20 protein-coding genes are annotated in these 22,267 nt (G+C 60.3%); 9 read left to right on the forward strand and 11 right to left on the reverse strand.

The window, feature by feature from the left end:
• Window positions 1–10 precede the first annotated feature (10 nt).
• From FH975_RS08960 to FH975_RS08985, 6 genes are all read left to right on the forward strand, one after another.
• Window positions 11–1,246, forward strand: coding sequence for a dihydrodipicolinate synthase family protein (locus FH975_RS08960; protein ID WP_162321069.1), 1,236 nt, complete (start codon window positions 11–13; stop codon window positions 1,244–1,246).
• Window positions 1,243–2,121 carry a sugar phosphate isomerase/epimerase family protein gene (locus FH975_RS08965; RefSeq protein WP_162321070.1) on the forward strand — a complete coding sequence of 293 codons (879 nt, stop codon included), beginning with the start codon at window positions 1,243–1,245 and terminating at the stop codon, window positions 2,119–2,121. The genes FH975_RS08960 and FH975_RS08965 overlap by 4 nt, the downstream gene beginning before the upstream one ends.
• A complete protein-coding gene (locus FH975_RS08970; RefSeq protein ID WP_162321071.1) occupies window positions 2,121–4,214 on the forward strand; it encodes a DUF6807 family protein in 2,094 nt (697 codons plus the stop codon). Before FH975_RS08965 ends, FH975_RS08970 begins: the two co-directional genes overlap by 1 nt.
• The gene (locus FH975_RS08975; RefSeq protein ID WP_162321072.1) at window positions 4,211–5,320 is read left to right on the forward strand and encodes a M24 family metallopeptidase; all 1,110 of its coding nucleotides are present in this window, start codon (window positions 4,211–4,213) and stop codon (window positions 5,318–5,320) included. The genes FH975_RS08970 and FH975_RS08975 overlap by 4 nt, the downstream gene beginning before the upstream one ends.
• Before the next feature lie 77 nt (window positions 5,321–5,397).
• A complete protein-coding gene (locus FH975_RS08980; protein ID WP_153077821.1) occupies window positions 5,398–5,826 on the forward strand; it encodes a universal stress protein in 429 nt (142 codons plus the stop codon).
• 217 nt (window positions 5,827–6,043) lie between these two features.
• Window positions 6,044–7,309: an ABC transporter substrate-binding protein gene (locus FH975_RS08985; protein ID WP_162321073.1), complete on the forward strand. Its 1,266-nt coding sequence runs from the start codon at window positions 6,044–6,046 to the stop codon at window positions 7,307–7,309.
• A gap of 66 nt (window positions 7,310–7,375) precedes the next feature.
• Here FH975_RS08985 and FH975_RS08990 read toward each other — a convergent pair whose 3' ends face one another.
• Window positions 7,376–9,109, reverse strand: a complete 1,734-nt coding sequence (locus FH975_RS08990) for an MGH1-like glycoside hydrolase domain-containing protein (protein WP_162321074.1) — start codon at window positions 9,107–9,109, stop codon at window positions 7,376–7,378.
• Complete coding sequence (locus FH975_RS08995; RefSeq protein WP_162321075.1) at window positions 9,106–9,348, reverse strand: hypothetical protein; 243 nt, start codon at window positions 9,346–9,348, stop codon at window positions 9,106–9,108. The genes FH975_RS08990 and FH975_RS08995 overlap by 4 nt, the downstream gene beginning before the upstream one ends.
• A gap of 247 nt (window positions 9,349–9,595) precedes the next feature.
• Here FH975_RS08995 and FH975_RS09000 point away from each other — a divergent pair, with 247 nt between their 5' ends.
• A complete protein-coding gene (locus FH975_RS09000) occupies window positions 9,596–10,618 on the forward strand; it encodes a LacI family DNA-binding transcriptional regulator (RefSeq protein WP_162321076.1) in 1,023 nt (340 codons plus the stop codon).
• Window positions 10,619–10,630: 12 nt separating this feature from the next.
• Here FH975_RS09000 and FH975_RS09005 read toward each other — a convergent pair whose 3' ends face one another.
• From FH975_RS09005 to FH975_RS09020, 4 genes are read right to left on the reverse strand one after another with little or no spacing between them, the layout of a single operon-like run.
• The gene (locus FH975_RS09005) at window positions 10,631–11,524 is read right to left on the reverse strand and encodes an NAD-dependent epimerase/dehydratase family protein (RefSeq protein WP_153077816.1); all 894 of its coding nucleotides are present in this window, start codon (window positions 11,522–11,524) and stop codon (window positions 10,631–10,633) included.
• A complete protein-coding gene (locus FH975_RS09010) occupies window positions 11,521–12,897 on the reverse strand; it encodes a Gfo/Idh/MocA family protein (RefSeq protein WP_162321077.1) in 1,377 nt (458 codons plus the stop codon). Before FH975_RS09010 ends, FH975_RS09005 begins: the two co-directional genes overlap by 4 nt.
• A 29-nt stretch (window positions 12,898–12,926) precedes the next feature.
• Window positions 12,927–13,913 carry a carbohydrate ABC transporter permease gene (locus FH975_RS09015; protein WP_162321078.1) on the reverse strand — a complete coding sequence of 329 codons (987 nt, stop codon included), beginning with the start codon at window positions 13,911–13,913 and terminating at the stop codon, window positions 12,927–12,929.
• Window positions 13,906–14,850, reverse strand: a complete 945-nt coding sequence (locus tag FH975_RS09020) for a carbohydrate ABC transporter permease (protein ID WP_153077813.1) — start codon at window positions 14,848–14,850, stop codon at window positions 13,906–13,908. The genes FH975_RS09015 and FH975_RS09020 overlap by 8 nt, the downstream gene beginning before the upstream one ends.
• A gap of 346 nt (window positions 14,851–15,196) precedes the next feature.
• Between FH975_RS09020 and FH975_RS09025 the strand changes: the two genes are divergently transcribed.
• Window positions 15,197–16,339 carry a mandelate racemase/muconate lactonizing enzyme family protein gene (locus tag FH975_RS09025; RefSeq protein WP_162321079.1) on the forward strand — a complete coding sequence of 381 codons (1,143 nt, stop codon included), beginning with the start codon at window positions 15,197–15,199 and terminating at the stop codon, window positions 16,337–16,339.
• Between the two features lie 777 nt (window positions 16,340–17,116).
• Here the strand turns inward: FH975_RS09025 and FH975_RS09030 are convergent.
• The 4 genes from FH975_RS09030 to FH975_RS09045 all read right to left on the reverse strand — a co-directional run bounded on the left by FH975_RS09030 (window position 17,117) and on the right by FH975_RS09045 (window position 20,679).
• Window positions 17,117–17,800: a 3-oxoacid CoA-transferase subunit B gene (locus tag FH975_RS09030; protein ID WP_162321080.1), complete on the reverse strand. Its 684-nt coding sequence runs from the start codon at window positions 17,798–17,800 to the stop codon at window positions 17,117–17,119.
• A 6-nt stretch (window positions 17,801–17,806) separates the two neighbouring features.
• Window positions 17,807–18,517 (reverse strand): 3-oxoacid CoA-transferase subunit A, encoded by a 711-nt coding sequence (locus tag FH975_RS09035; RefSeq protein ID WP_162321081.1) that lies wholly within the window; start codon window positions 18,515–18,517, stop codon window positions 17,807–17,809.
• 10 nt (window positions 18,518–18,527) lie between these two features.
• Entirely contained in the window at window positions 18,528–19,745 is a 1,218-nt protein-coding gene (locus tag FH975_RS09040; protein ID WP_162321082.1) for a thiolase family protein, read from the reverse strand.
• A 109-nt stretch (window positions 19,746–19,854) separates the two neighbouring features.
• Complete coding sequence (locus FH975_RS09045) at window positions 19,855–20,679, reverse strand: IclR family transcriptional regulator domain-containing protein (RefSeq protein WP_162321083.1); 825 nt, start codon at window positions 20,677–20,679, stop codon at window positions 19,855–19,857.
• Window positions 20,680–20,819: 140 nt separating this feature from the next.
• Here FH975_RS09045 and FH975_RS09050 point away from each other — a divergent pair, with 140 nt between their 5' ends.
• Window positions 20,820–21,479: a cyclodeaminase/cyclohydrolase family protein gene (locus tag FH975_RS09050; RefSeq protein WP_162321084.1), complete on the forward strand. Its 660-nt coding sequence runs from the start codon at window positions 20,820–20,822 to the stop codon at window positions 21,477–21,479.
• 30 nt (window positions 21,480–21,509) lie between these two features.
• Here the strand turns inward: FH975_RS09050 and FH975_RS09055 are convergent, their stop codons facing one another.
• Entirely contained in the window at window positions 21,510–22,142 is a 633-nt protein-coding gene (locus tag FH975_RS09055; RefSeq protein WP_407938628.1) for a 5-formyltetrahydrofolate cyclo-ligase, read from the reverse strand.
• Between the last annotated feature and the right edge of the window lie 125 nt (window positions 22,143–22,267).

Here is a 22,267-nt window from a genome sequence, read left to right on the forward strand (position 1 = left end):
AGGAACTTTCGTGGCATCACAAACTTTGACTCTGCCCACCCTTGAAGGGGGGACAGTTGACTACACGCTGACCGGACAGACTGATCCGCACATCGGCGAGTTCACCCGCCCTGCGAAGCCGCTGACCTCACGTAAGGTCTACGCTGCCGCTCACGTGGTTCCGGTGATGAGTGCGGACAACACTCCCGGAGCGCCAGCGCAGCTGGACTGGGAAGCCACCTTGGCCTACCGGCATGAACTATGGTCCTACGGCCTCGGTGTCGCAGACGCCATGGATACGGCCCAACGCGGTATGGGTTTGGACTACCCAGCCACCAAGGAGCTGATTCGGCGCTCCGCCGCGGAGGCAGCCTCTGTACTCGAAGCTAGAAAATACCCAGCACTGGAAGGCCGCAGTGTCCGGGACCTGATTTCCTGCGGTGCAGGAACTGACCAGGTGGATCCCGCGCTGGTGGAGCCTGGCGAAGCTGGGCGCAAAGAAGTCCGCGAGGCCTACTTGGAGCAGCTCAAGGTCGTGGAGTCCTCCGGAGCGAAGGTCATCCTGATGGCCTCCCGCGCCCTGGCCAAAGTCGCCAGAAACGCAGAGGACTACCTGACGCTCTACGCCGAGCTGCTGGACGCGGCAGAGGAGCCGGTCATCCTGCACTGGCTAGGCCCCATGTTTGACCCCGCGCTGGCCGGCTACTGGGGCTCAGACGACGTGGCGGAAGCGACCGAAACATTTCTTACGCTGATCCGCCAGAACGCTGCCAAGGTCGACGGTGTGAAGGTCTCACTGCTTGACGCGGAGCATGAGAAGCAGCTGCGCGCTGAGCTTCCCGAGGGCGTCCGGCTCTACACCGGTGACGACTTCAACTATCCAGAACTCATCCACGGTGACGAGCAGAGCTACTCCGATGCGCTGCTGGGCATCTTCGCCGCCATCTACCCGGCAGCCTCCACGGCCTTGCAGGCCTACGATGCAGGGGATGCCGACCGCGGGCGAGCCATCTTGGACTCCACCCGTGAGCTGGGCAAACACATCTTCAGCGCACCCACCCTCTACTACAAGACCGGCATCGCTTTTCTGTCCTGGCTCAACGGTCACCAATCCGGCTTCCAGCTGGTGGGCGGTCTGCACTCCGGACGCTCACTTGCCCACCTGGCTCATACTCTTGTACTCGCCGACCGGGCGGGTCTGCTGCGTGATCCGGACCTTGCTGCGGAAAGGATGCGTCATCTGCTGAAAGCCGGGGGTCTTGGATGAGCTTCGAACTGTCACTGAATACAGGCACGACACCGAATCTTTCCCTGCAGCAGGCCTGTGCGGCTGTGGCAGCGGCCGGATTGAAACATATTGGCCCATGGCGGCATCTCCTGGACCAAGCAGGTGGCGCTGAGGTTGCGCGAACCATCCTTGACGATCATGGGCTGACCGCGACCACGCTATGCCGCGGGGGTTTTCTCACCGTCGCCGAAGGAACCGCCCGCGCTGAGGCGCTGGAGTCCAACCGGGCGGCTATCCGTGAAGCAGCTGCTATCGGCACCAGTGAACTGATTATGGTGGTGGGGGGGCTTCCAGCTGCAGCCCACCTCATCGGTGGCACGGGTGACGCCGGCGATAAGGATGTGGTCGCCGCACGGCAACGAGTTGCCGAGGGCCTCAACGAGCTAGCTCCCTATGCTTCCGAGCACGGAGTTCGGCTTGTGCTGGAACCACTGCATCCGATGTACGCCGCGGACCGCGCGGTACTCTCCACCCTTGGACAGGCCCTGGAGATGTCTGCGCCCTTCGCCCCGGAGACCGTGGGCGTCGTCGTCGACACCTATCACGTGTGGTGGGACCCCCAGTTGAAGGACATGATTGATCGCGCTGGTGCTGAGAACCGGATCGCCAGCTACCAGATTTGTGACGTCAACCTCCCGATTGCGGCCGACGCCCTGAAGTCTCGCGGCATGATGGGAGACGGCTATGTTGACTTTCCCACCATCAGCCGATGGGTGGCAGAAGCGGGTTATACCGGGCCGGTGGAGGTGGAGATCTTCAACGACCAGATCAACAACCAGGACGCCGCCCTCACCTGCCAGACGATGCAGGCCCGCTATAACAACCTGGTGCTTCCATTCCTCAAAGGAGAGTAATGCCAGTTGACTCCCCGGCACCAGAGGGTGCTGCCAAGGTTCTTCTGATCGGGCTAGACGGCTTCGGCCGCCAGCACCTGCTCAATCTCTCCCGGCTCGCCAAGCTGGGCAAAGCCCAGTTGATCGCCGGTGTCAGCCTGTCAGATCCCGGACCGGAAGTGCGCGGGGACATCCCCGTTTACGCCACCCTGGCTGAAGCTTGGGACGCCGGCCACCGCCCGGATATTGTGATCGTTTCGACTCCCATCAATACGCACTATGAGCTCGCAGTGGCGGCACTGCGAATGGACGCTGATGTGCTTCTGGAAAAGCCACCGACGGCGACCCTGGAGCAGTACGAGCGCCTACTTTCTGAATCCGACAGAGTCGGACGCTACGTTCAGGTGGGCTTCCAATCACTGGGCTCCGGCGCGCTGCCGGCACTTAGGGACATGTTGAACAAACCTGGTGGCAATATCGGAGAACTGCGTGCGGTCGGAGCCACCGGACTGTGGCTGCGCACCGAGAGTTACTACGCACGAGCCGCCTGGGCAGGACACCGGACCCTCGACGGCGTGCACGTGGTGGACGGGGTCGTCACCAATCCACTTGCCCACGCGGTGAAGACGGCCCTGCATATCGCCGGAGCTAAGCGTTTGGGGGATGTCGCGGAGCTGCGCACCGAGCTCCACCACGCGCACCGGATCGAAGCTGATGACACCTCAATAGTCCAGTTGCGGACCAGCACTGGTATTCCGGTCACCGCAGCCCTGACCCTGTGCGCTGCGGAACAGCAGGACCCATGGATCACTATCGACGGCACTGAAGGCCAAGCAGTGTTGTACTACACCCGCGATGAGCTAGTGGTGACTCCTAACGCTCAGCGTCCCGGCGCCGGGGAGCCTCAGAGACGCACCTTCGGACGCACGGACCTGCTGGAGAACCTCATCGATTTCCAGAGCGGGACGGCAAAGACCCTGCTGTCACCTCTGGAAGACCATGGTGCATTCATGAAGGTGCTCGAGACGGTGCGCACCGCAGCGGAACCTGCCACCATCGGCGCAGAGCATCTGGACTATGCCGGTTCCGGCCCCGATCGGCATCCCATCATCCCCCATATAGAGGAGTACTTGGCTCGCGCGGTGAAGGCCGCGCCCTCCTCCTTCTCATCCCTAGGCGCCCCTTGGGCCGCACAGCCCGCCCAGTCGGGCACACTCTCGGTGAAATCCGCTGACGAGGGTTCCACCCGGGTAGCGAATATGCGCACCGGTGAAGATATTTCGCCCACGGACTCCCCTCGTCCCTTCCTCGACCAAATAACGACCCTCGGCGGCGTGGTCGTCACCGACCAGCAGCCCCTGGACCACACCTGGCACCTCGGAGTCGGCGTCGCGCTGCAGGACGTCAACGGCAGCAACTTCTGGGGTGGTCGGACTTACACCCGGGAGGCCGGCCGCTACATCTGGCGGAACGACCATGGGCGCATCCTCATTACCGGTGAGGACGTCACAGCAGAGGGCTCAGGCCAGCGCCTAGCGCAGAGCTTGAGCTGGGTCGCGGCTGACGGGGAACCGATCCTCGCTGAACAGCGCACTTACCGCGTGGGACGAGCAGACGACTCAGCGGCAACGCCGCGCTGGGACCTCGCACTGACGTTCCAACTCACCGCCGCCAGGAACGAACCTGTCAGTCTGGGCAGTCCCGGCTCCAACGGCCGTGCCAACGGCGGGTATGGGGGATTCTTTTGGAGATTGCCGCCCATGACCGATGGGCACATCTTCACCGCAGAGGCAGAAGGTGAAGAGGCAGTCCACGGAACCACCACCGAGTGGCTTGCCGTATCGGGGGATTTCGCCCCCCTCCCCAGCAGGCATGGCCACGGTGGTCCCGCAACCCTTATCCTGCAGCGTCACTATGACACAAGCCCTGACCCGTGGTTCGTCAGGTATGACTCCTACCCCGGTGTGGGCCTGTCCCTTGCCTGGGACGAACCGGTCGTGCTGCATCCCGGTCAGACTCTCAAGCGCGGGGTACGGGTGGCCGTGCTTGATGGTCGGCTCTCCGTTGGCCAGACAGCAGACGTCGTCGATGATATGAGGAGAACGACCGCATGAATGTGACAGCAGAGTACACCGCCAAGCACGCACGCCTGATTGATCTTCTGGATGAAACCGGAGCCGACGGGATCGAGTTGTCCTCCACCGGAGCTCTCTCCTGGCTCCTTGGCGGTGCCCGGGTACATATCAGTTTGGCTGGAGCACCGATTCTGCGTGTGGTGGCACACCGCGAAGGTCTGGACATCGCGGTGTTCTCCAATGAAGCAGAGCGCATCGCTTCCGAAGAGCTCGGAGAACTCACCGAGGTGCCGGAGATCCGCATCCATGAGCTGGCCTGGCATCACAATATGAACGATCTCGCCTCCTGGTTGCCCACCTCCTTGCCCACAGTAGTCAATGAGTCCCAGGTGCCTCATGAACTGCGGAAAGCTCGGGCGCCCCTGATGGAGGCTGAGGTATCGCGCTACAGGTCGCTGTGCCAAGACGCAGCGACGGCGCTGACAGACGTGCTGCATGAAGTGACCCCTCAGACCACAGAGCGTGAAGTCGCCGCTGCCTTAGCTCCTCGACTGATATCAGCAGGCGCCGACCCAGTGGTCCTGTTAGTCAATGGCGTCTCACGGGCCCAGCACCGGCATCCGCTTCCGACTGACGCGGCCATAGGCGAGCGAGCAATGGCTGTGGTCTGCGCACGCCGCGCTGGACTCATTGCCAATGTCACCCGGTGGGTACGCTTCGGTGAACCCTCAGCAGCTGAGCAGAATCTCGACGCGGCGATTCAGGAGGTGGAGGCCGATGTCTTTGACTCCCTCGTGCCTGGAACTCGCCTGGAGTCAGTGCTGGATGTTCTCAAAACATCCTATGGACGCCATGGCTTCTCCTCCGAGGAATGGACCCGGCATCACCAGGGTGGTGCTGCCGGTTATGAGGGTCGCGATCCCCGGGTTTCTCCCGGAATTCCTGACTCGATCAGCGCGAATCAGGCCTTCGCGTGGAACCCGAGTGCTTTCAGCGCGGACCTGGGTATCGGCCTCAAAGTGGAGGACACTGTGCTGCTCCGAGCAGACGACTCTCAGGACGTCATCGAAGTCTTGACAACGGATGAGCGATGGCCCACTGCTGAGGTGCGCGGGCGTCGTCGTCCCTTGGTGCTGCAACGCTGAGTTGGAGCGGTCCGGCTCGTCACGGCCCAAGTTAGGCTGAAGGTAGAACATTTCACCGTTTCAAGAAGGAGCGCACTATGACAGGCCCCATCATCGTCGGCGTCGACGGCAGCCCCACAGCCCGCAAAGCAGCTGAGAAGGCTCGCTACCTCGCGGCGACATTGAAGGCGCCGCTGCATGTGGTGTCCGCATACGCGGAGGACCGCACCGAAGTCGTCAGCAGCGGATCGGACCAATGGGTCGTCTCCGACGCTGACAACGCCCGCTACATTGCGGAAACAGTCACCAAGTCGCTCGACACCTCCGACGTAGAGGTCCTGCCCCGCTCGGTGCGCGGTAAACCAGCTGAAGCGCTGATCGGGTATGCGGAGCAGATCAACGCAGAGATGATCGTCGTGGGCAACCAGCGCATGCGTGGGGTGCGCCGAGTTCTCGGCAGTGTGGCGAATTCCGTCTCGCACAACGCAACCTGTGACGTCTACATCGCGAACACGCACACAGGCTGATCAAGCCCACCACCAGTGGGCGCCCAAACCGTAGAAACTCTAGGACATTGACCGAGTGGTCGCCGCCGCACCCTTCCCTGCCTCAATGCCTCGTGTGAACACTTCAGGGATTATCTCGCTCAAATCCGGCGTGCCCGCTGTCACACCAGATGTGCAATGTGACCCAGGTCTCCCTATAATGTCTTATGGAAATACATAAACGGATGGGTGACTCAACATGACGGTAAGAACATCAGGAAAACTCACGATCGGCGCAGCCTGCACCGCCCTGCTGCTGAGCGGTTGCGGTGCCGATGGAGGCGACGGAGAAGTCAACCTCACCTTTAGCTGGTGGGGTGGGGAGGCTCGGCACCAGTACACCCAGGAAATGGTGGAACTCTTCGAAGAGGAGCACCCAGACATTTCCGTTGACGTCCGTTACCACGAGTGGGACAACTACTGGGACCAGCTCGCTACCCAGACCGCAGGTGGCGACACCCCGGATGTCATGCAGATGGACCTCGTCTATCTGCGTGAGTACATCGAAAGTGGGGTCCTCTTAGAACTTGAGGAGGTCAACACCGAGGAGTTCGCCGACGAGCTCCTCGACACCGGCACCGTCGACTCGACACTGTACGCGATGCCTGTCGGCAGTACCGCCCTGACTATGGGGGCGAACACCGAGTTGATTCAGGAGGCGGGAGTCGAACTTCCCGACGACGAGACCTGGACGTGGGATGAACTTCTTGAGATCGCCTCGGAGATATCAGAGGAAACCGAAGCCTATGGTCTGGCCGGATCTTTCGACTCTGGCAGTTTCCACCTCTACCTGAGGCAGAATTACGGTGTCGATACGGTCGAAGAAGACGGCGAACTGCCCTGGGGCCCTGAGGAAGCCACGGGGTATTTTGAGATGCTCGGCGAGTTTCAGGATGCGGGCGCCTACCCTTCCCCCGCGGAGATGGCCGAGCAGCGGGGCATAGCCCGGGAACAGACACTCCTAGCTACGGGCCAGGCGGCGATGTTCCCGGCGTGGGACGCCATGCTCATCGCGCTCTCAAGCAACGATGGAGTTGACCTCGAACCCCTCATGCTTCCCAGCGAGACTGGTGATGCCGCCGATGCAGGTATGTACTACAAGGCCTCAATGTTCTACTCAGCTGCCGCTGCCAGCGACCACCCCGAAGAGGCGCAGATGCTGATCGACTTCATGGTCAACGATCAGGAAGCGGGTGAATTGCAAGACATCGAACGCGGCGTTCCCGGTAACGACAGTATCCGCGAAGCTATTGGTCAAGATCTTGATGGTGTCGAGGCCCGAGTCGTTGAATACGCCGACCGGATCGAAGAGTTCGTGGGTGAGGCTCCGCCTCTGCAGCCTGAGGGATTCGGCACAGTCCAGGACATCGTCATTCGCTATGAAGATGAGTTCTTCTTCGAACGACTCTCGGCCGAAGAAGCCGGCGAGCGGATGTATCAGGAAATCGCAGACCTTCTCAACTGACGGTGCCGGTGGCTCCATGCGTGCTACGCGCGGGAGTCACCGTCCGCAGTGCATTGAGGTCCCCCTTCAGATCTTCTCTGCTGTACCTGCTGGACCCGTCTGAGGCGGGGTAAAGCCTGCTCGCCATCGGGACACTATGGAAGGGGTCTGTGCAGTCCACTGAAGCTCGACTCGTTCGTTAGGTTGAAGCGTGAGACCAAGGTGCTTGCCTCTGTGGTGGAGATGCCCGGACACTGCGCCGGGAGAAACCCCCACAGCGGCCACCGGCACGCCCTCTGCATCGGTTTCCACCCGCCATCCGCGAGGGAACTTCAAGTGCTCACTGCCGTTCTGGAAAGTCACGACCTGTTCGTCGTCGGCCGCCAATTCATAGTGCCGGCCGTGCGTCGTTCGCGCGTAGGCGATAGCCTCGGCAGCTTTGCCGTGTCCGGCTCCTGAGCGCGTGGGCGCCAATCCAGTGAACCAAATACCCGGCTCACCGTCCTCTTCAGCCCAACTGCGTTTGGTTCCACTGACCGGCAAGATACCGAAGTATCGCTCCAGGGCGTCTAGGTACCAAAGAACCGACGGCGAGTAGACGGCCCCAGAGCCAACCTCGCCGCTGAACGGATCCACACTCTGCGGGAATTCCTCTGCAGCTGTCAGCGCGGCGAACACGGGTCTCGCAGTGAGAGCCAGCTCAGCGGTGCGACCCCGATGCTCAAAAGCCTGCGGCGCGCGTAGAAGACTCAGCAGGCTCACCGCCGCCATCCCAGGGTGTCGTTTCGAGTCAGCATCACATCGCGGATCGTCCAACGCGATAGAGGTAAACCCATAATGAGCTAAGAACTTCGAGGTGTTCATGAGATAACGTTCCACGACAGTGTCGAACAGCTCTTCATCTCCTACCTCGCAGGCCACCACGCGCAGCAGAACATCTGACTGCACCCTAACGGCCGTCCCAGTGACGTCGAGATCATAGAAGAAGTCATCTTCAGGGCTAAAACAGTGTTCGAAGAGCGCATCGATGGAATCCGACCATTTGCCCACCCATGGAATGTGGCTTTGACCGATTTGGCGCGCGATGCGCCCCAGATACTCTCTCTGGCAGGCGATATTCGCTGTGAGATCCGGGGACAGGTAAGGAAGTGTGGGTGTCTCGGAGTCGTATTGGGAAGCATCTCCGTTGGCGCACTGTTCTGGAACGAACCAGAAGCGCGGAGAAAGGTCATAACCGGCGTCGAAGGCACAGAACGCCTCCACCGCACCTGTGCCACGAGTATTGCGGTGCTGACTTATCCACGCGTCGTAGCGGGACATCGCCCGGTACATTGTTCCCAACCAGTCATCATCTGGGGTGGCGCTGTCCCGGTTGAGCCGATAGTGATTCAACACTGAACGTGCCAATGGGCTGCCCAGCAGTAGCTGGGTGTAGCGAGGGCCTTCGGCACTGACTTCACCGGGCAGAAGTCCGTCCGAACGCTGGTTGTCGACGAACAGTGAGAGGGTCTCGTGTGCCGCCTTGGGACTGAATCGGGTCAGCACTTCGGCGCTGACAGTCCCAGTGGACTCCAGCAGAGCGCCCGCATGGGACCCGCCCTCCAGCAGCACCTCAGGCCCAGCGCTGTCCAGCGGCCTGATACACCGTTGGAGCTGGGAGAGCGCCTCGAACCATCGACGCTCGACACGTCCGCCGATGGCTGCGAAATTCACCGCGGCGCTGTCGAGTCCCTCCGCTAGGGACCCGGTCAAACCACTCCTGCGGACCGGGCCAGCAGAGCTACGCAGGCTTTCCAGCACAGCAGCAAGTGCAGCGGTCATTGGAGCTGGCACACCGTTTCTGAGGTGGTGCCGCCTGCAATCATCGCGGGAACCATCTGCCTGCAGGACGTCTTTCTCCGGTCAACGCCCGTCACAGCCTGGGCGGCCTGCAGATCCTTAACGTCAAGGGCTTTCAACACCGCCGCTCGGTGATGATGGTTAGAGGGCACATCACGGTTCATAGCTCCCCTCACCTCCGCGTCAGTACTGTTGAGCATGAAGTCCGTCCCCTCCGTCACTTCTTCAGGCTGATGGGAAATCGAGGACGCGGCCAGAAACGGGCCGCCACTGGTTCCACCATCTGTTCTCCTCGGCTCGCCCAGGTATGGAGGGTCATCAGGATGGTTTCATCTCCATCTCTGTGAAGTCATAGTAACGCCGAGAAACCGGTCCCTCAAGGATCACCGTCACATTCGCAGTAAGGCCCCCCGTCCCGGGAGGCGGTATTCTCAGCACAGCCAGTATCGAGGACGGAAAGAGCAACACATGACTCGCGCGAAGAAGCACAGGGCCACCATTGGAGATGTCTCCGCACTTGCCGATGTCTCCCGAGCAACTGTTTCCCGCGTAATGAATGGCTCTCCCACAGTCGACGCGGTGATCGCAGATCGGGTACGTAAGGCGGCAGCGGAGCTGCAATACCGTCCCAGTAATCTCGCGAGGAGTCTCTCTCTGGGCCGGACAGGGACTGTAGCTGTCTCGGTGCCGGACTTGAGAAACCCGATGTTGCACACGGTGCTACAAGGTATATCAGCGTCTGCAGCTCACGACGGTTACCACCTGCTGGTGTCGATTGCCGGTGACGATGTCTCCCAGGAGGAACGTCACTTTCTCGACGCCCGACAGCGTTGCGATGGCCTCATTCTGGTCAATCCGAGGGGACCGGAAGACGAGCTGCGAAGTGCGCTTCTGCAGTTGTCGCCTGCTGTGGTGATTAACCGAGACACCACTGACCTACCTGCTCCCACCTTGAGTGTGAATCATGAACGTGGCATCGCGCTGCTTATCGAGCACCTGAAGGAGTTGGGCCACCGACATCTGGCATATGTCACCGGACCACCAACGGCAGTCTCCGACCTCCCCCGAAAACGCGCGATCGCCCGCGCTCTGGCGGCCGACTCACGTCTGGAGATCCAGACAGTCTCCGGGGGCCGAGACGTATTCGACGGCAGGGAGGCCGCCGAGGAAGTCCTCCGTACTCGGGCCACAGGAGTGCTCGTATTCAATGATCTAGTGGCTGTAGGACTGCTTTCAAAACTACGTGAACTCGGTATCTCAGTACCGGATCAACTGTCCGTGGCCGGTTTTGATGACATCGACCTGGCCCATTGTGCCTATCCCTCACTGACCACTGTGAAGGTTGCACACTATGAGCTCGGTTGTCGAGCGTGGCGCGAACTCGCGGTTCTTCTCGAGCACCCTGATTCGGCATCAGAGGCATTTCACAGTTTCGACGCCGACTTGGTTCGCCGATGCTCAACGGGACCAGCGCCGGAGATCCCCCGCTAAAAGCTGCAGGAATTACTCTACAAGTTCGGTGCGCCAGGAGCGTTTTGCCTCCCAGCCCAGGACTTCCTTGGCCTTCTGCACAGAAAATGCGGGCGAGTCTCCAGTGAGGCCCTCCGCCAGGTGTGCAAGTTCTGGGAACTGTTCAGGGACCAATTCAGCCAGCGGCCGACGGGCAAGCGCATCTTGTGCTCCCACAAAGAAGACCGCACCGTTGTCCACCTGATCAATATTGGCAAGTGCTGTGATCAGGAAGTCCGTCACATCCCGGGCATCGACGTAGTTAAACATCGCCACGGCGGAGAGTTCTGGCTGGTCCAAGCGGTCTTTGACGGTGTGACCCTGCTGCGTGGGGGCTCCTGCCCACTCTTCAGGCGCTATGACATAACAGGGGCGGAAGCTGATGAACTTCACTTCAGAAGTCTGCTGAGCGAACAGGGACGCTACCTGCTCCGCCACGTACTTACTCAGTCCGTAAGCATGCCAGGGCTCCGGCTTGACGTCCTCGTCCAGCGGCAATCGCGGCGGCACCCAACCAGTGGGGGCACCATATCCCATAATGGAGGGACTAGAAGCGATAATCACCGCCTTCGCGCCTCCGGAGACTGCTGCGGCCGTCACGTTGTGGGCGATTCCCGCGTTGGTCTTCAGGATGACGTCCTCGGGAGCCGAGAAGGGTACCGCGATGGCGGCCAGCGAGATGACCGCCTCAGGGGCAAGGTCGGTGAACAGCTCACCTGTGGCCTCGGCGTCCAGGAGATCCACCGTGCGATAGTCGACACCTTTGGCCGGGCTCGGCGGAACATTGCGATCCACGCTGGTCACATCGAATCCGGCTTCGACGAACCCCTCCACGACGCTGCGTCCGAGACGGCCCGAGCCGCCCGTAATGATGATGCGTTGGCTCACACGACGGCTTTCTCGTCTGTGTGGGTCGTCAGCTCTGCCACTGCCTGCAGTCCAAGGTCGACATCATCGACAGTGACCGGCATGCCTGAGGCGAGCGACTGGTTGCCGCAGATGCCAACCGCAATCGCATGGACCCCGTCCAGCAGTCCGGCGGGTCGGCTGTAGGGGTCTTCGCCCACACCACGGAAAATGTCATCTAGCAGGAGCCGGTCTCCGCCACCGTGGGCCCCTTCACCGGTGACGATCTCGATCTCTTCGGCCTGCCCCCAGTGGCGCTGCAGCAGCAGTCGCTCGCCTTTGGCCCGGAGCTGGTTGGATTGGCCATCGTCACTGACAGAAGGGTCTACAGGTGATCCCCCTTCAGCGGGCTGGACTGCGGCACGCTCCACAACGTCGAGTTCCAGACGACCCTCCGTGCCATTGATCGCTACTTGGTATCCCTCCCAAGGCGCGTGCGCATTGAGCGAATAGTTCAAGACTGCGCCACGGGAATAGTCCACGATGACCGCGAGGTTGTCTTCGATCGTAATCCCCGAAGAGAACACATCCTGGTCACGGAGGTATCCATCGTGGTGCTCATTGTCTAAGTAGAGGCTTTTCAGTTTTTCATCAGTGCGCAGGTCGAGGGCGAAGGGGTCCTCCGCGGCGCCTTCCCTGGTGCCACGTTCAGCGGGAGTGATCCCCCGGGCTGCCGCAGCGTCGGACCCGTAGAACTTCAGCCCTCCGGAAGCATAGACACGTTTGGGAGCGTCAGCCAACCACCAGTTGACCAGATCGAAGTGGTGACTGGATTTATGGATGAGCAACCCACCGGAGTTTTCCTTAATGCGGTGCCAGCGGCGAAAGTAGTCCGCGCCGTGCACCGTGTCGAGGACCCAGGTGAAGTCGATCGAGGTGATCTTGCCTATGGACCCATCGAGAATCGCAGCCTTCAGTGCAGTGTTGCGCGGCGAGTACCGATAGTTGAAAGTAACGATGACCTCTCGACCAGTGGATTTCACAGCCTCGGCAATGCGCGCACTGGACGTGGCATCGACCGTCAGTGGTTTTTCAACGACCACATCGGCACCGGCAGTGAGAGCTTCCACTATGAGGTCAGCGTGGGTGTAGTCAGGCGTGGTGATGATGACGCGGTCGATTCCACGGCTGTGGATCACTTGAGTGAGCTCGGCGGGGCTGAATGAGTCAACGCACTTGCCGTATCGCTCTTGCACAGAGTTGACGTAGTACTCGGTCCGCCCTGGGTTGGTATCCCCCAAGGCGACCAGTTCTGCGACATCGGAATGGGTCTCGGCGATGGCATCGATGTACATGGCACACCTGTTGCCCATACCGAGTACTACGTACTTCTTGCGGTTTTGTGCGTCACTCACGTGTGCGCTACTCCTTGGTAGAGGGTTTCTTATTTGATACCGGTGGTAGCCATGCCCTTGATGAGGAAGCGCTGACCGAACAGGAAGATCAGGAACAGCGGGAGAATCGAGACGATCGACATCGCGAACATTGCTCCCCAGTTGGACTGACCCGTGGAGTCGATGAAGGCTGCCAGCGCCAGAGGCACGGTATACATATCCGGGCTGGTCAGGAAGATCAACTGACTAAATAGGTCATTCCAAGTCCACATGAACGTGAAAATGGTGGTGGTGGCCAGAGCCGGGATCATCAGCGGCAGGATCACCTGAAGGAAGATGCGGATATGCCCTGCTCCATCGATGCGGGCAGCCTCATCCAGATCCTTGGGGATACCACGGATGAACTGGACCATCAGGAAAATGAAGAACGCATCTGTAGCCAGGATCTTCGGCACAATCAGTGGCAGGAACGTGTTGATCCAGCCGAACTGTGAGAAGAGGATGTACTGCGGAATGATCACCACGTGCACCGGAAGCATAATCGTCAGCAACATCATGGCGAACATGGGAATCTTGAATTTGAAATCAAGCCTGGCGAACGCATAGGCCGCCATGGAGCAGGCCACCAGGTTCGCCAGAATGGACCCGAAGGTGACGATCGCTGAGTTCATCAGAAAGTGACTGAAGGGGTGACTCAGCGCGTTCCACCCGCCGATGTAGTTCTCAAACTCCAGTGTGGTCAGCAGAAGGCCTGACTCACGGAAGATCATGTCATTAGGTCTCAGCGAGGAGACCAGCATCCACAGCAGCGGATAGATCATCGCGAAGGATGCTGCGATGAGCAGTATGTGCTTGATGATGGACTTGACGGCCTTATCCGCCGGCGTGTTCCGCTTGAAACCGCGGGGCTTATTGGCCCCTAGACCCTGCGGATCGCTGAGCGCCGCGGTGGCGTCGCTTTTCTTCTGTTCTCCACCACGGGCCTGTGCGGCCAGTGCGTTGTCCGGCTCCCGCCGGGTCTTCAGTGAATCAGTCATCGTAATGCACCCAGAACTTTGCGAGGACGAAATTGAGAGCGGTGAGCGTGGCGATAATCAGCACGAGCAGCCATGCCATAGCGGCGGCGTAACCCATGTCGAAGCGCGCGAAGCCCTGCTGATAGAGGTACAGCGTGTAGAACAGGGTCGAGTCTGCAGGTCCGCCGGTACCACCGGAGACCACAAACGCCTGAGTGAAGTTCTGGAATGCGCTGATCAGCTGCATTACCAGGTTAAAGAAGATGATAGGGGTCAGCAGCGGGATCGTGATCGTACCGAACTGCCTGATCTTGCTGGCGCCGTCGATCGCGGCAGCCTCGTAGTACATGTCCGGGATCTGACGCAACCCGGCCAGGAAGATCACCATGGGGGCACCAAATGTCCACACGTGGAGGATGATGAGGGTGCCGAGTGCCGTGTCCGGGGAGGAGACCCAACCTTGACCCTCAATGCCGACCATAGCCAGGATTTGATTGACAAGGCCCGACTGACCGAATATTTGGCGCCATAGGACTGCGATCGCGACTGATGAGCCCAACATCGAGGGCAGGTAAAAGACGGATCGATAAAAGGGAAGGCCGCGCATACCGCGGTCCAGTAGGAGTGCCACCGCCAGAGACACCGCCAACTGCATCGGGACCCCAATGAACACGTAGGTAAAAGTGACCTGCAGAGAGTTGTGAAGGCGCTCGTCACCGAACATGCGTGTGATGTTGGTGAGCCCGGTCCATGAGGGCGGCTGAAGCAGGTTGTAGTTGGTGAATGCCAAGTACAACGTGGCGGCCATCGGAAAGAGCGTGATGCCGAAGAGGCCAACAGTCCACGGAGTGAGGAAGAGGTGACCGGCGAGGTTGTCCTTATAGCTTCTTTTCCCTTGGCCCTTTGCAGGCTTCTGGGAGCTTTTTTTGACGCGACTGAGTTCTGCTACGACACTCATGCGGTGTTCTCCTCCGGTATCGGGGGAGCGCATAGTGCGCGCCCGGTGAGCCGGTGTATCCGGGACAGCATGGCCGCCTCCTCATCACGTGGGGAAATCGCTTTCCAAAGGTTCGTGTAGCCACTGTAAGCAGTGTCACACTAGGAGGTCAAGCGCTTCAACCTGATTCTGTCTCATGCTCCGGCGTTCTGTCGCCGAAAGTATTGAATCGTTCCAAGAGAAGAGCCGGAGAGCCCTGTATTGATGCGGTTTAAGACCATATATAGGACCTGTAATACTCTCAGCGCATAAATTCATGCTTTTCCCGGCGTGGACCCGCCAGCTGTGCATTGTCTAGGCTCCGACTATGGCCACTACCGTTCCCTCCATCACTCATATCGAGATGATGTTGACTTCCTTGCCGTTTTCCGCCGAGCGTCGAACCACCGCCAAGGAGAGTATCGACGAGTACAACGCCTCATCTCAGTCCTTCACCCGGATGGAAGCGTTGATGGTGCGAGTGCACGACTCCGACGGCCGCTCCGGCTGGGGCGAAGCCTTCGGCCACAAGGCGAATCCCGCATCGTGGGCAGCGCTCGAAGAGATCGTGGGACCTTTTGCGCTGGGGCGGGCGGCTGAGCCCGCGGAGTTTCGAACGGAGGCGGAGTACGCCTTCCATGCCTTCGGCCGAACCGGCCCGGTCCACTTTGCCCTCTCGGCAGTCGACACCGCGCTCTGGGATCTGGCAGCCCAGCGCGCAGGGGTGCCACTTCGCCACCTCCTCGCCCAAGACGCTGCAGACAGTGTGAGCTGTTACGCCTCCCTGGTGCACTATGGGGAGGACCCGGTGGAAGTGGCACATCATATTGATCGGGCACGGGGTGCCGGCTTTACTGCCTTCAAGCTTCACGAATCCACGCCCCGGGCTGTCGCCGCCGCCCGTGAGCATGCTGGCGCGCAGGCTCTACTGATGACTGATGTCAATTGCCACTGGGATGAGGCTGGAGCCGCGCAGGCTTTGACGGATCTTGCACCCTATGACCTGCTGTGGCTTGAGGAGCCGGTCTTCCCACCGGATGACACTGCGGCCCTCGCGCGGCTGAATTCAGTCCACGGACGGGTTGCCGCAGGTGAGAATGCATCTGGAACTCAGGGATTGCTTCAGCAGATTGCCGCCGGTGCAGTCAGCTTCGCCCAACCGAGTGTGGGCAAGATCGGTGGAGTCTCCGGCATGCTCGACGTTATCCAAGCAGCAGCGGCTGCGAATGTGGCCGTGGCTCCGCATTGTTTCTACTACGGACCTGCACTCAATGCCTCAGCGGAGATTGTGGCTGCCATCGGCGGCGGGGCTCAGCTCGAAGTTCCATTCCTCACGTGGCCGCAGCGCCTGCACCCGCTGCAGGGTGCAGGCGCACAGATCGAGTTGAGTCAGAGACCGGGACTAGGTTTTAGCCCTGACCCGGAAGTGCTGGCGGAGCATCTGGTTCGCGCCGCCACAATCTCTCCCTGAGACATTTTCGCCCTCATGATGTCTTGGTCTTTCGAAGAGCACGTTAGCGCACTCGCTCACTTCCTCAAGGCGGGGGTAACCTGAGAGGTAACCGTGGGCAAGGAGCATCGCGTCAACCGCGCGAAGGGACCGCTCCACGTCCCCGACGGCTTTTTCTTTGTGGAGCATGGAACCTAGACGGACACCCGTCGCCTGCGCAGAGATGATGCGAGATAGTTCCGCGCCGATCTGCGATCACGAATGAATACGGTGGCCGGGTTGTAGTAGCTGGTCCCATCACGTAAACGAGGCCTGCCCGTTCCACCTCGGCAATGATGTGCTCGATCTCAGCGAGCTCGACCACCATGGGAACAGCGGAACAGACATGCTTACCTACCTGGAGGGCTTGGACAACCTATGCCCGTAGTCCACCGCTGTGTGAAGATCGCCACAGCGTCCACAACGGAGTCCAAGATATCGTCGTAGCTGGTGGCTACTTCCGCACCGTTATACTCGGCGGCCAGAGCTTGAACTCTCTCAGGGACGATATCAGTGGCTCGCAGGTGGCTCACGTTGGGTTGGAACCTCCACACAGTATCGAAGCTCTTGGAGCGCTATCCCTCCCCCACAATGCCGATCGCTCGCATTTTAAGGTCAGCGGAATCTGTGGTGTCTGCGGCAGGTCATAGGTTACGGAAGTGCCTCTTCATGGGACGTTGAATGTGGCGGAACGGTCTTCGGCAGCGATTCAGCAGACTTGCACACGCTTGGCGCCCCAAGAGGGCCTCGTATGTGTGGTCAGTAGTGAAGGTCGAAGTCGAGCCTGCTCGCCAACTCCTCACGAGTAATCCCATAGTGTTCTCGCAACTTCAGTCGCCTTTCACCCTCATGCTCGGTAATCAGGAAAACGCCGTGATCAGTGTAGACCCGCGTGACACACCCCAGACCCGTCACCGGGTAGGTGCACTCGGGAACGATCTTCGGTGTACCGTCACGGGCGAACAGACTCATCATCACAAAAACTTCCTTCGCGCCGATGGCAAGGTCCATGGCACCGCCGACTGCTGGGATCGCGTCAGGAGCCCCAGTGGACCAGTTGGCCAGGTCGCCATTGGCTGACACTTGGAACGCTCCTAGTACGCAGACGTCAAGGTGTCCCCCACGCATCATGGAGAAGGAATCGGCGTGATGGAAGTAGCTTGTGCCGGGGAGCTCTGTGACAGGTATTTTGCCGGCATTGATGAGGTCTTCATCCACCTGGTCCCCTTGGGCGGCAGGGCCCATTCCAAGCATCCCGTTCTCGGTGTGCAGGGTGATCTTCTGCTCGGGCTTGAGATAGTCCGAGACCTTGGTCGGCTGACCGATGCCGAGATTCACATAGGAGCTCGGGGCAATATCTGCGGCCACCAGCTCAGCCAGCTGCTCGCGGCTAAGCCGCTCTGAGGTGTCGGGCCGTGACGGGAGAGTCTCGCGAATAGGCATATGTCCTCACTTCCTGCTGAAAGATGCGGCGCCGGCCTGGGCACGCTGACCGGAGGCCGTCGGGATAACTGCAATGGTGTCGATGTAGATTCCTGGAGTCACGACCGTTTCCGGATCAAGGGAACCTGCTGGAACGAGCTCTTCGACTTGAACGATCGTATGAGCCGCAGCAGCGGCCATAACGGGACCGAAGTTGCGGGCTGTCTTCCTGTAGACCAGATTTCCCTGCTCGTCGGCCTTGAGTGCTTTGATCAGAGCCACATCACCGCGTAGCGGGTATTCGAGTACGTAGTTGATGCCGTCAATCTCTCGGGTCTCTTTGCCTTCCGCCAGCTCTGTGCCATAGCCGGTGGGCGTGAAGAAGGCTCCAATGCCTGCACCTGCGGCACGAAGCCGTTCAGCGAGATTACCTTGGGGGACCAGCTCCAGTTCGATCTCACCGGCCCGGTACGCCTCATCGAAGTGCCAAGAGTCTGACTGGCGCGGAAACGAGCAAATGATTTTCTGCACTCGTCGCTCCTTGATCAGCAGAGCCAGCCCCGCATCACCCTGTCCGGCGTTGTTATTGATCACGGTTAAATCGGTAGCCCCGCCCTCCAGCAGCGCGTCGATGAGTTCCATCGGCTGACCGGCATTGCCGAATCCTCCCATCAGGATGGTCGATCCATCCTGCACATCTGCCACGGCGTCGGCAGCGGTCTTTGCAGTCTGAGTCATAGCTCCTCCTTCAGTTGACGTTCTCCAGGACCACAGCCAGGCCCTGCCCGACGCCGATGCATAGGGTACCGACTCCCCATTTGGCGCCGCTATGCTCCATACGCGCGGCAAGCGTCGCCAACACACGGGTGCCAGAAGCGCCCAGTGGATGCCCTATGGCAATGGCCCCACCCCACGCATTGACAATGGAAGGATCAAGTTCAGTGCCGAATCCCCATGCATCGAGACAGGCCAGCGACTGCGCAGCGAAGGCTTCATTAAGCTCGACTGCACCGACCTCTTCCCAGGGCACCCCTGCTCGTTCAAGGGCCTTGTTCGCAGCGTCCACCGGGGCGTAGCCAAAGAACTGCGGCTCATTGGCCGATGCGGCCCAACCTGCGAGCCGGGCTTTGGGAGACTGGCCGAGAATCTCGGAACCGCGCTCAGATCCGATCCATACGGCCGAGGCCCCATCATTCATCGGTGAGGCGTTCCCGGCGGTGACTGTTCCTCCATGAGCGCGGAAGACAGTTTTCAGCCCGGCCAGCTTCTCTGCGCTGGTGCCATCGCGAATCGTCTCATCGCGGTTGAGCCCAACACCGGGGACGGTGACCGTCAGGGTTTCGTAGTGCCCATCGGCCCAGGCCTGCCCAGCCTGTAGATGTGACTCTGCCGCAAACTGATCCTGACGTTCTCGGCTGATGCCGTATCTTTCCCGCAGCTGCTCAGTGGCTTCTCCGAGGGAAACAGTCCACTCCTCGGGCATCTGGTCGTTGATCAGGCGCCAACCCAGGGAGCTGTTGACCAGCTCGAGGTTCTTCAAGGGGTAAGGCCGTTCGGTCTTCGGCAGCACCCAAGGTGCTCGAGACATTGACTCGACGCCGCCCGCCAGAACCACATCAGTCTCGCCCAGGGCTACCTGGCGGGCACCGGTAATGGCCGCGTCGAGCGAGGACCCGCACAACCGGTTGACGGTGCTGGCAGGCACGTTGACCGGTCCACCAGCCAACAGCCACGCCATGCGCGCGACGTTGCGGTTCTCCTCCCCTGCCCCGTTGGCGTTCCCCAGGATGACCTCTCCCACGGCCTCACCGGACTGCTCCACGCTTAGCTTGGGAGCCGAATCGATCATGGCGGAGATCACAAGTGCTGCGAGGTCATCAGGTCGTTCACTAGCCAAAGCTCCCCCGACTTTGGCAAACGGAGTCCTGAGTCCGCCGTAAATGTATGCGTCCTGAGCCATCTTCATTCCCTTCGATCACACTGAATCGGCCCCACAACCGCAGAGTGTGCGTTATGCAAACTTGTGTTCGCAGCAGGTCTCCCAGTGTAATCATCTCTGGCGCGAATGAGAAGGGTCAGCGACGAGGGAAGAGCAGACTGTCGAGGTCACTGCCCAATGAGCGCAGCAGTGTCTGAACCTCTGCCGCACATGCGTCCAGAGCCGGCCGCACGCGGTTTCGGGTCTGGTCTGCAGTTTCGGCGCTGGCAGTCATGGAGGTGTTAATCGCCAGTACAGTGCGTCCGCCTGGGTCTTTAACCGGCACTGCGGCCGAGCGCAGCCCCGGCTCGAGCTCCTGGTCCACTAGGGCAAACGCATCCTCACCAGCTCTGCTGATCAACTCCGCGAGCCGAGCAACATCAGTGACCGTATGGGCGGTCAGTGCTGGCGTGTCCATGTCCTGCAGTCTGGCGCGCAGAGCCTCTTCCGGCAGGTCAGCCAGCAGGATGCGTCCCATTGATGTCGCGAATGCCGGGAGGCGCGTACCGAGACCCAGTTCGATCCGCATGATCCTGCGAGTGTGCACTCGACTGACATAGAGCACATCGTCATTAACCAAAATGGCAGCCGAGCAGGATTCGTCGAGCTCCTCGGAGAGCTTGCGCAGCGAGGGTGCTAACAGTTCATGCCAGCCGCGTCCAGACCAGTATCCGTGACCAAGAGCCAACACCCTCGGCGTCAACTCGAAATACCTACCATCGGAGTACGCGTAGCCCAGCTCCGTAAGGGTCAGCAGCATCCGACGAGCGGTCGCACGGCTGAGACCTGCGCGCTCGGCGACCTGTGTCAGGGACAACCGGGAGTCCACCGGTGAGAAGCACTCCAATACGCTCAGTCCTGTGGCGAGGGAACTGACGAATTCGTTTCTGCCCGGCTTCTCACGTTTGCCCTGCACTGTCATATCCCCAGAGTCTATGCCGTTGCGCTGCTTGAGTCCGTGAGCCAGACGACCACGAGCGCTCTGAGGATCGACCTCAGGTAACTTCGATGATCCTCAGCCGGCAGCTACCGATTGTGCCCCAACTACGACAAACTTGGGTCATGAGCGACTCAGTAGACGTCACCACGCAGAACTCGACGGTAGAAGAATGGACGGGCGCCCTTGCACGGGCTGTTGGCTCTCCAGGCGGTGGAGCGGGGGCAGGGGTGATGCTCGCCATGGCAGCATCACTTACCTCTATGGTGGCCGGCTACACAGAGGCAGGAGACGGTCAGCAGACGCACGTTGACAACGTGCTCTCCCGCGCGGAGGAGCTCAGGAAGTTAGCTCTGCACCTGGCAGATGAGGATGCGGCAGCTTCACGCGCCTTTGGTGCGGCATTCAACCTGGAGAAGGGCCCGGAACGCGACAAAGCAATCCGGGAAGCTTCGGTGGGAGCCGCCCGATCCTCTGCCATCCTGGGCGAGCACGCCCTCGAAGCCATCGACGACCTGGGCTGGCTTGCCGAGCATGGTAACTCTGCGCTGATTGCCGACGTCGTCGTAGCATTCGGCGCACTACGGGCAGCCCTGACAGGTGCTCGCACCAACGTGAGCTTCGACTTGGGAACCCTTCGGGCCTCCGGTGCAACACTGGACGAGGTCCGTGAGCAGCACCCTCAGCTATGGGCGACGGTCCAGAAGCTGGATGCGGCAATCGAGCGCATCGACACCTCTGCAGCAGCCGTCGATGACCGGGCTGCGCCCACGGATTCGGATTAAGACTTCGCGACCGGTCCGGTTCAGTGAGCCTCAACCAAATGTGAGGATCTGTGTGGGTGTGACAACGCCACCCACAGGTCTGTCATGGTCCTCACGCGGAATACGTTCGCGAAGTTCTCCGTCGTAGACAACTGCAAAAATGGGAGGCTCGTGCGTCAGCTGGGCTAGGGTCCGATCATAGTAACCCTTCCCCCAGCCCAGGCGCACTCCAGACTTGTCGACTGCCGCAGCCGGAATAATCATCAAGTCAACACTCTCGATCACCGAATTCGGAACCGGCTCACCAGCTCGCTCCGCAATACCGTAAAGACCCACCTTTTCGGTGCCCGCATGGTTGAATACCCAGTTCAGCTGTCCGTCTGGCCGGCTCACCGGAAGCAGAACATCGACGCTATGTCCCACGGCCCACTCAAGAAATGGGCGGGTGTTCGGCTCATCCGGCGTAGACAAGTAGCAAGCCACCAGAGCCGGTTCATGCGCGCGCACCACACTCACAAGGTTCTGAGTCAAGCCCTCCGTCAGTGCTTCACGCTCACGCGTTGAGTGGGAGCGGCGAGAACGACGGGTTTCCGCGCGTAGGGTCCTTTTATCCTGCTCCACAGGACCTCCCACAGGTTTCGATCTGAAGTGCAGCTCATGCAGGGTTGGCTCGAATCGTCTCACAGGATCGAATAAGGCGTCACGGTCCGCTACCGATCCGACATGAATTCGAACACGCTGTCCAAAGAGACACAGTTCCGGTTGGGCACCTACCGATGCGTTTGCCCTCAGGGATCGAAGCAAGACCA

The organism is Nesterenkonia haasae (assembly GCF_010119385.1).
GTDB classification, from domain to species: Bacteria; Actinomycetota; Actinomycetes; order Actinomycetales; family Micrococcaceae; genus Nesterenkonia; species Nesterenkonia haasae.

What these genes read in the sequence shown, in the direction of transcription:
- FH975_RS09025 (WP_162321079.1), top strand. Translation starts at nt 15,197, where the DNA reads ATGGCCACTACCGTTCCCTCCATCACTCATATCGAGATGATGTTGACT.
- FH975_RS09030 (WP_162321080.1), bottom strand. Translation starts at nt 17,800, where the DNA reads ATGCCTATTCGCGAGACTCTCCCGTCACGGCCCGACACCTCAGAGCGG.
- FH975_RS08965 (WP_162321070.1), top strand. Translation starts at nt 1,243, where the DNA reads ATGAGCTTCGAACTGTCACTGAATACAGGCACGACACCGAATCTTTCC.
- FH975_RS09040 (WP_162321082.1), bottom strand. Translation starts at nt 19,745, where the DNA reads ATGAAGATGGCTCAGGACGCATACATTTACGGCGGACTCAGGACTCCG.
- FH975_RS09020 (WP_153077813.1), bottom strand. Translation starts at nt 14,850, where the DNA reads ATGAGTGTCGTAGCAGAACTCAGTCGCGTCAAAAAAAGCTCCCAGAAG.
- FH975_RS09035 (WP_162321081.1), bottom strand. Translation starts at nt 18,517, where the DNA reads ATGACTCAGACTGCAAAGACCGCTGCCGACGCCGTGGCAGATGTGCAG.
- FH975_RS08990 (WP_162321074.1), bottom strand. Translation starts at nt 9,109, where the DNA reads ATGACCGCTGCACTTGCTGCTGTGCTGGAAAGCCTGCGTAGCTCTGCT.
- FH975_RS09045 (WP_162321083.1), bottom strand. Translation starts at nt 20,679, where the DNA reads ATGACAGTGCAGGGCAAACGTGAGAAGCCGGGCAGAAACGAATTCGTC.
- FH975_RS09015 (WP_162321078.1), bottom strand. Translation starts at nt 13,913, where the DNA reads ATGACTGATTCACTGAAGACCCGGCGGGAGCCGGACAACGCACTGGCC.
- FH975_RS08985 (WP_162321073.1), top strand. Translation starts at nt 6,044, where the DNA reads ATGACGGTAAGAACATCAGGAAAACTCACGATCGGCGCAGCCTGCACC.
- FH975_RS08970 (WP_162321071.1), top strand. Translation starts at nt 2,121, where the DNA reads ATGCCAGTTGACTCCCCGGCACCAGAGGGTGCTGCCAAGGTTCTTCTG.
- FH975_RS08980 (WP_153077821.1), top strand. Translation starts at nt 5,398, where the DNA reads ATGACAGGCCCCATCATCGTCGGCGTCGACGGCAGCCCCACAGCCCGC.
- FH975_RS08975 (WP_162321072.1), top strand. Translation starts at nt 4,211, where the DNA reads ATGAATGTGACAGCAGAGTACACCGCCAAGCACGCACGCCTGATTGAT.
- FH975_RS09050 (WP_162321084.1), top strand. Translation starts at nt 20,820, where the DNA reads ATGAGCGACTCAGTAGACGTCACCACGCAGAACTCGACGGTAGAAGAA.
- FH975_RS09000 (WP_162321076.1), top strand. Translation starts at nt 9,596, where the DNA reads ATGACTCGCGCGAAGAAGCACAGGGCCACCATTGGAGATGTCTCCGCA.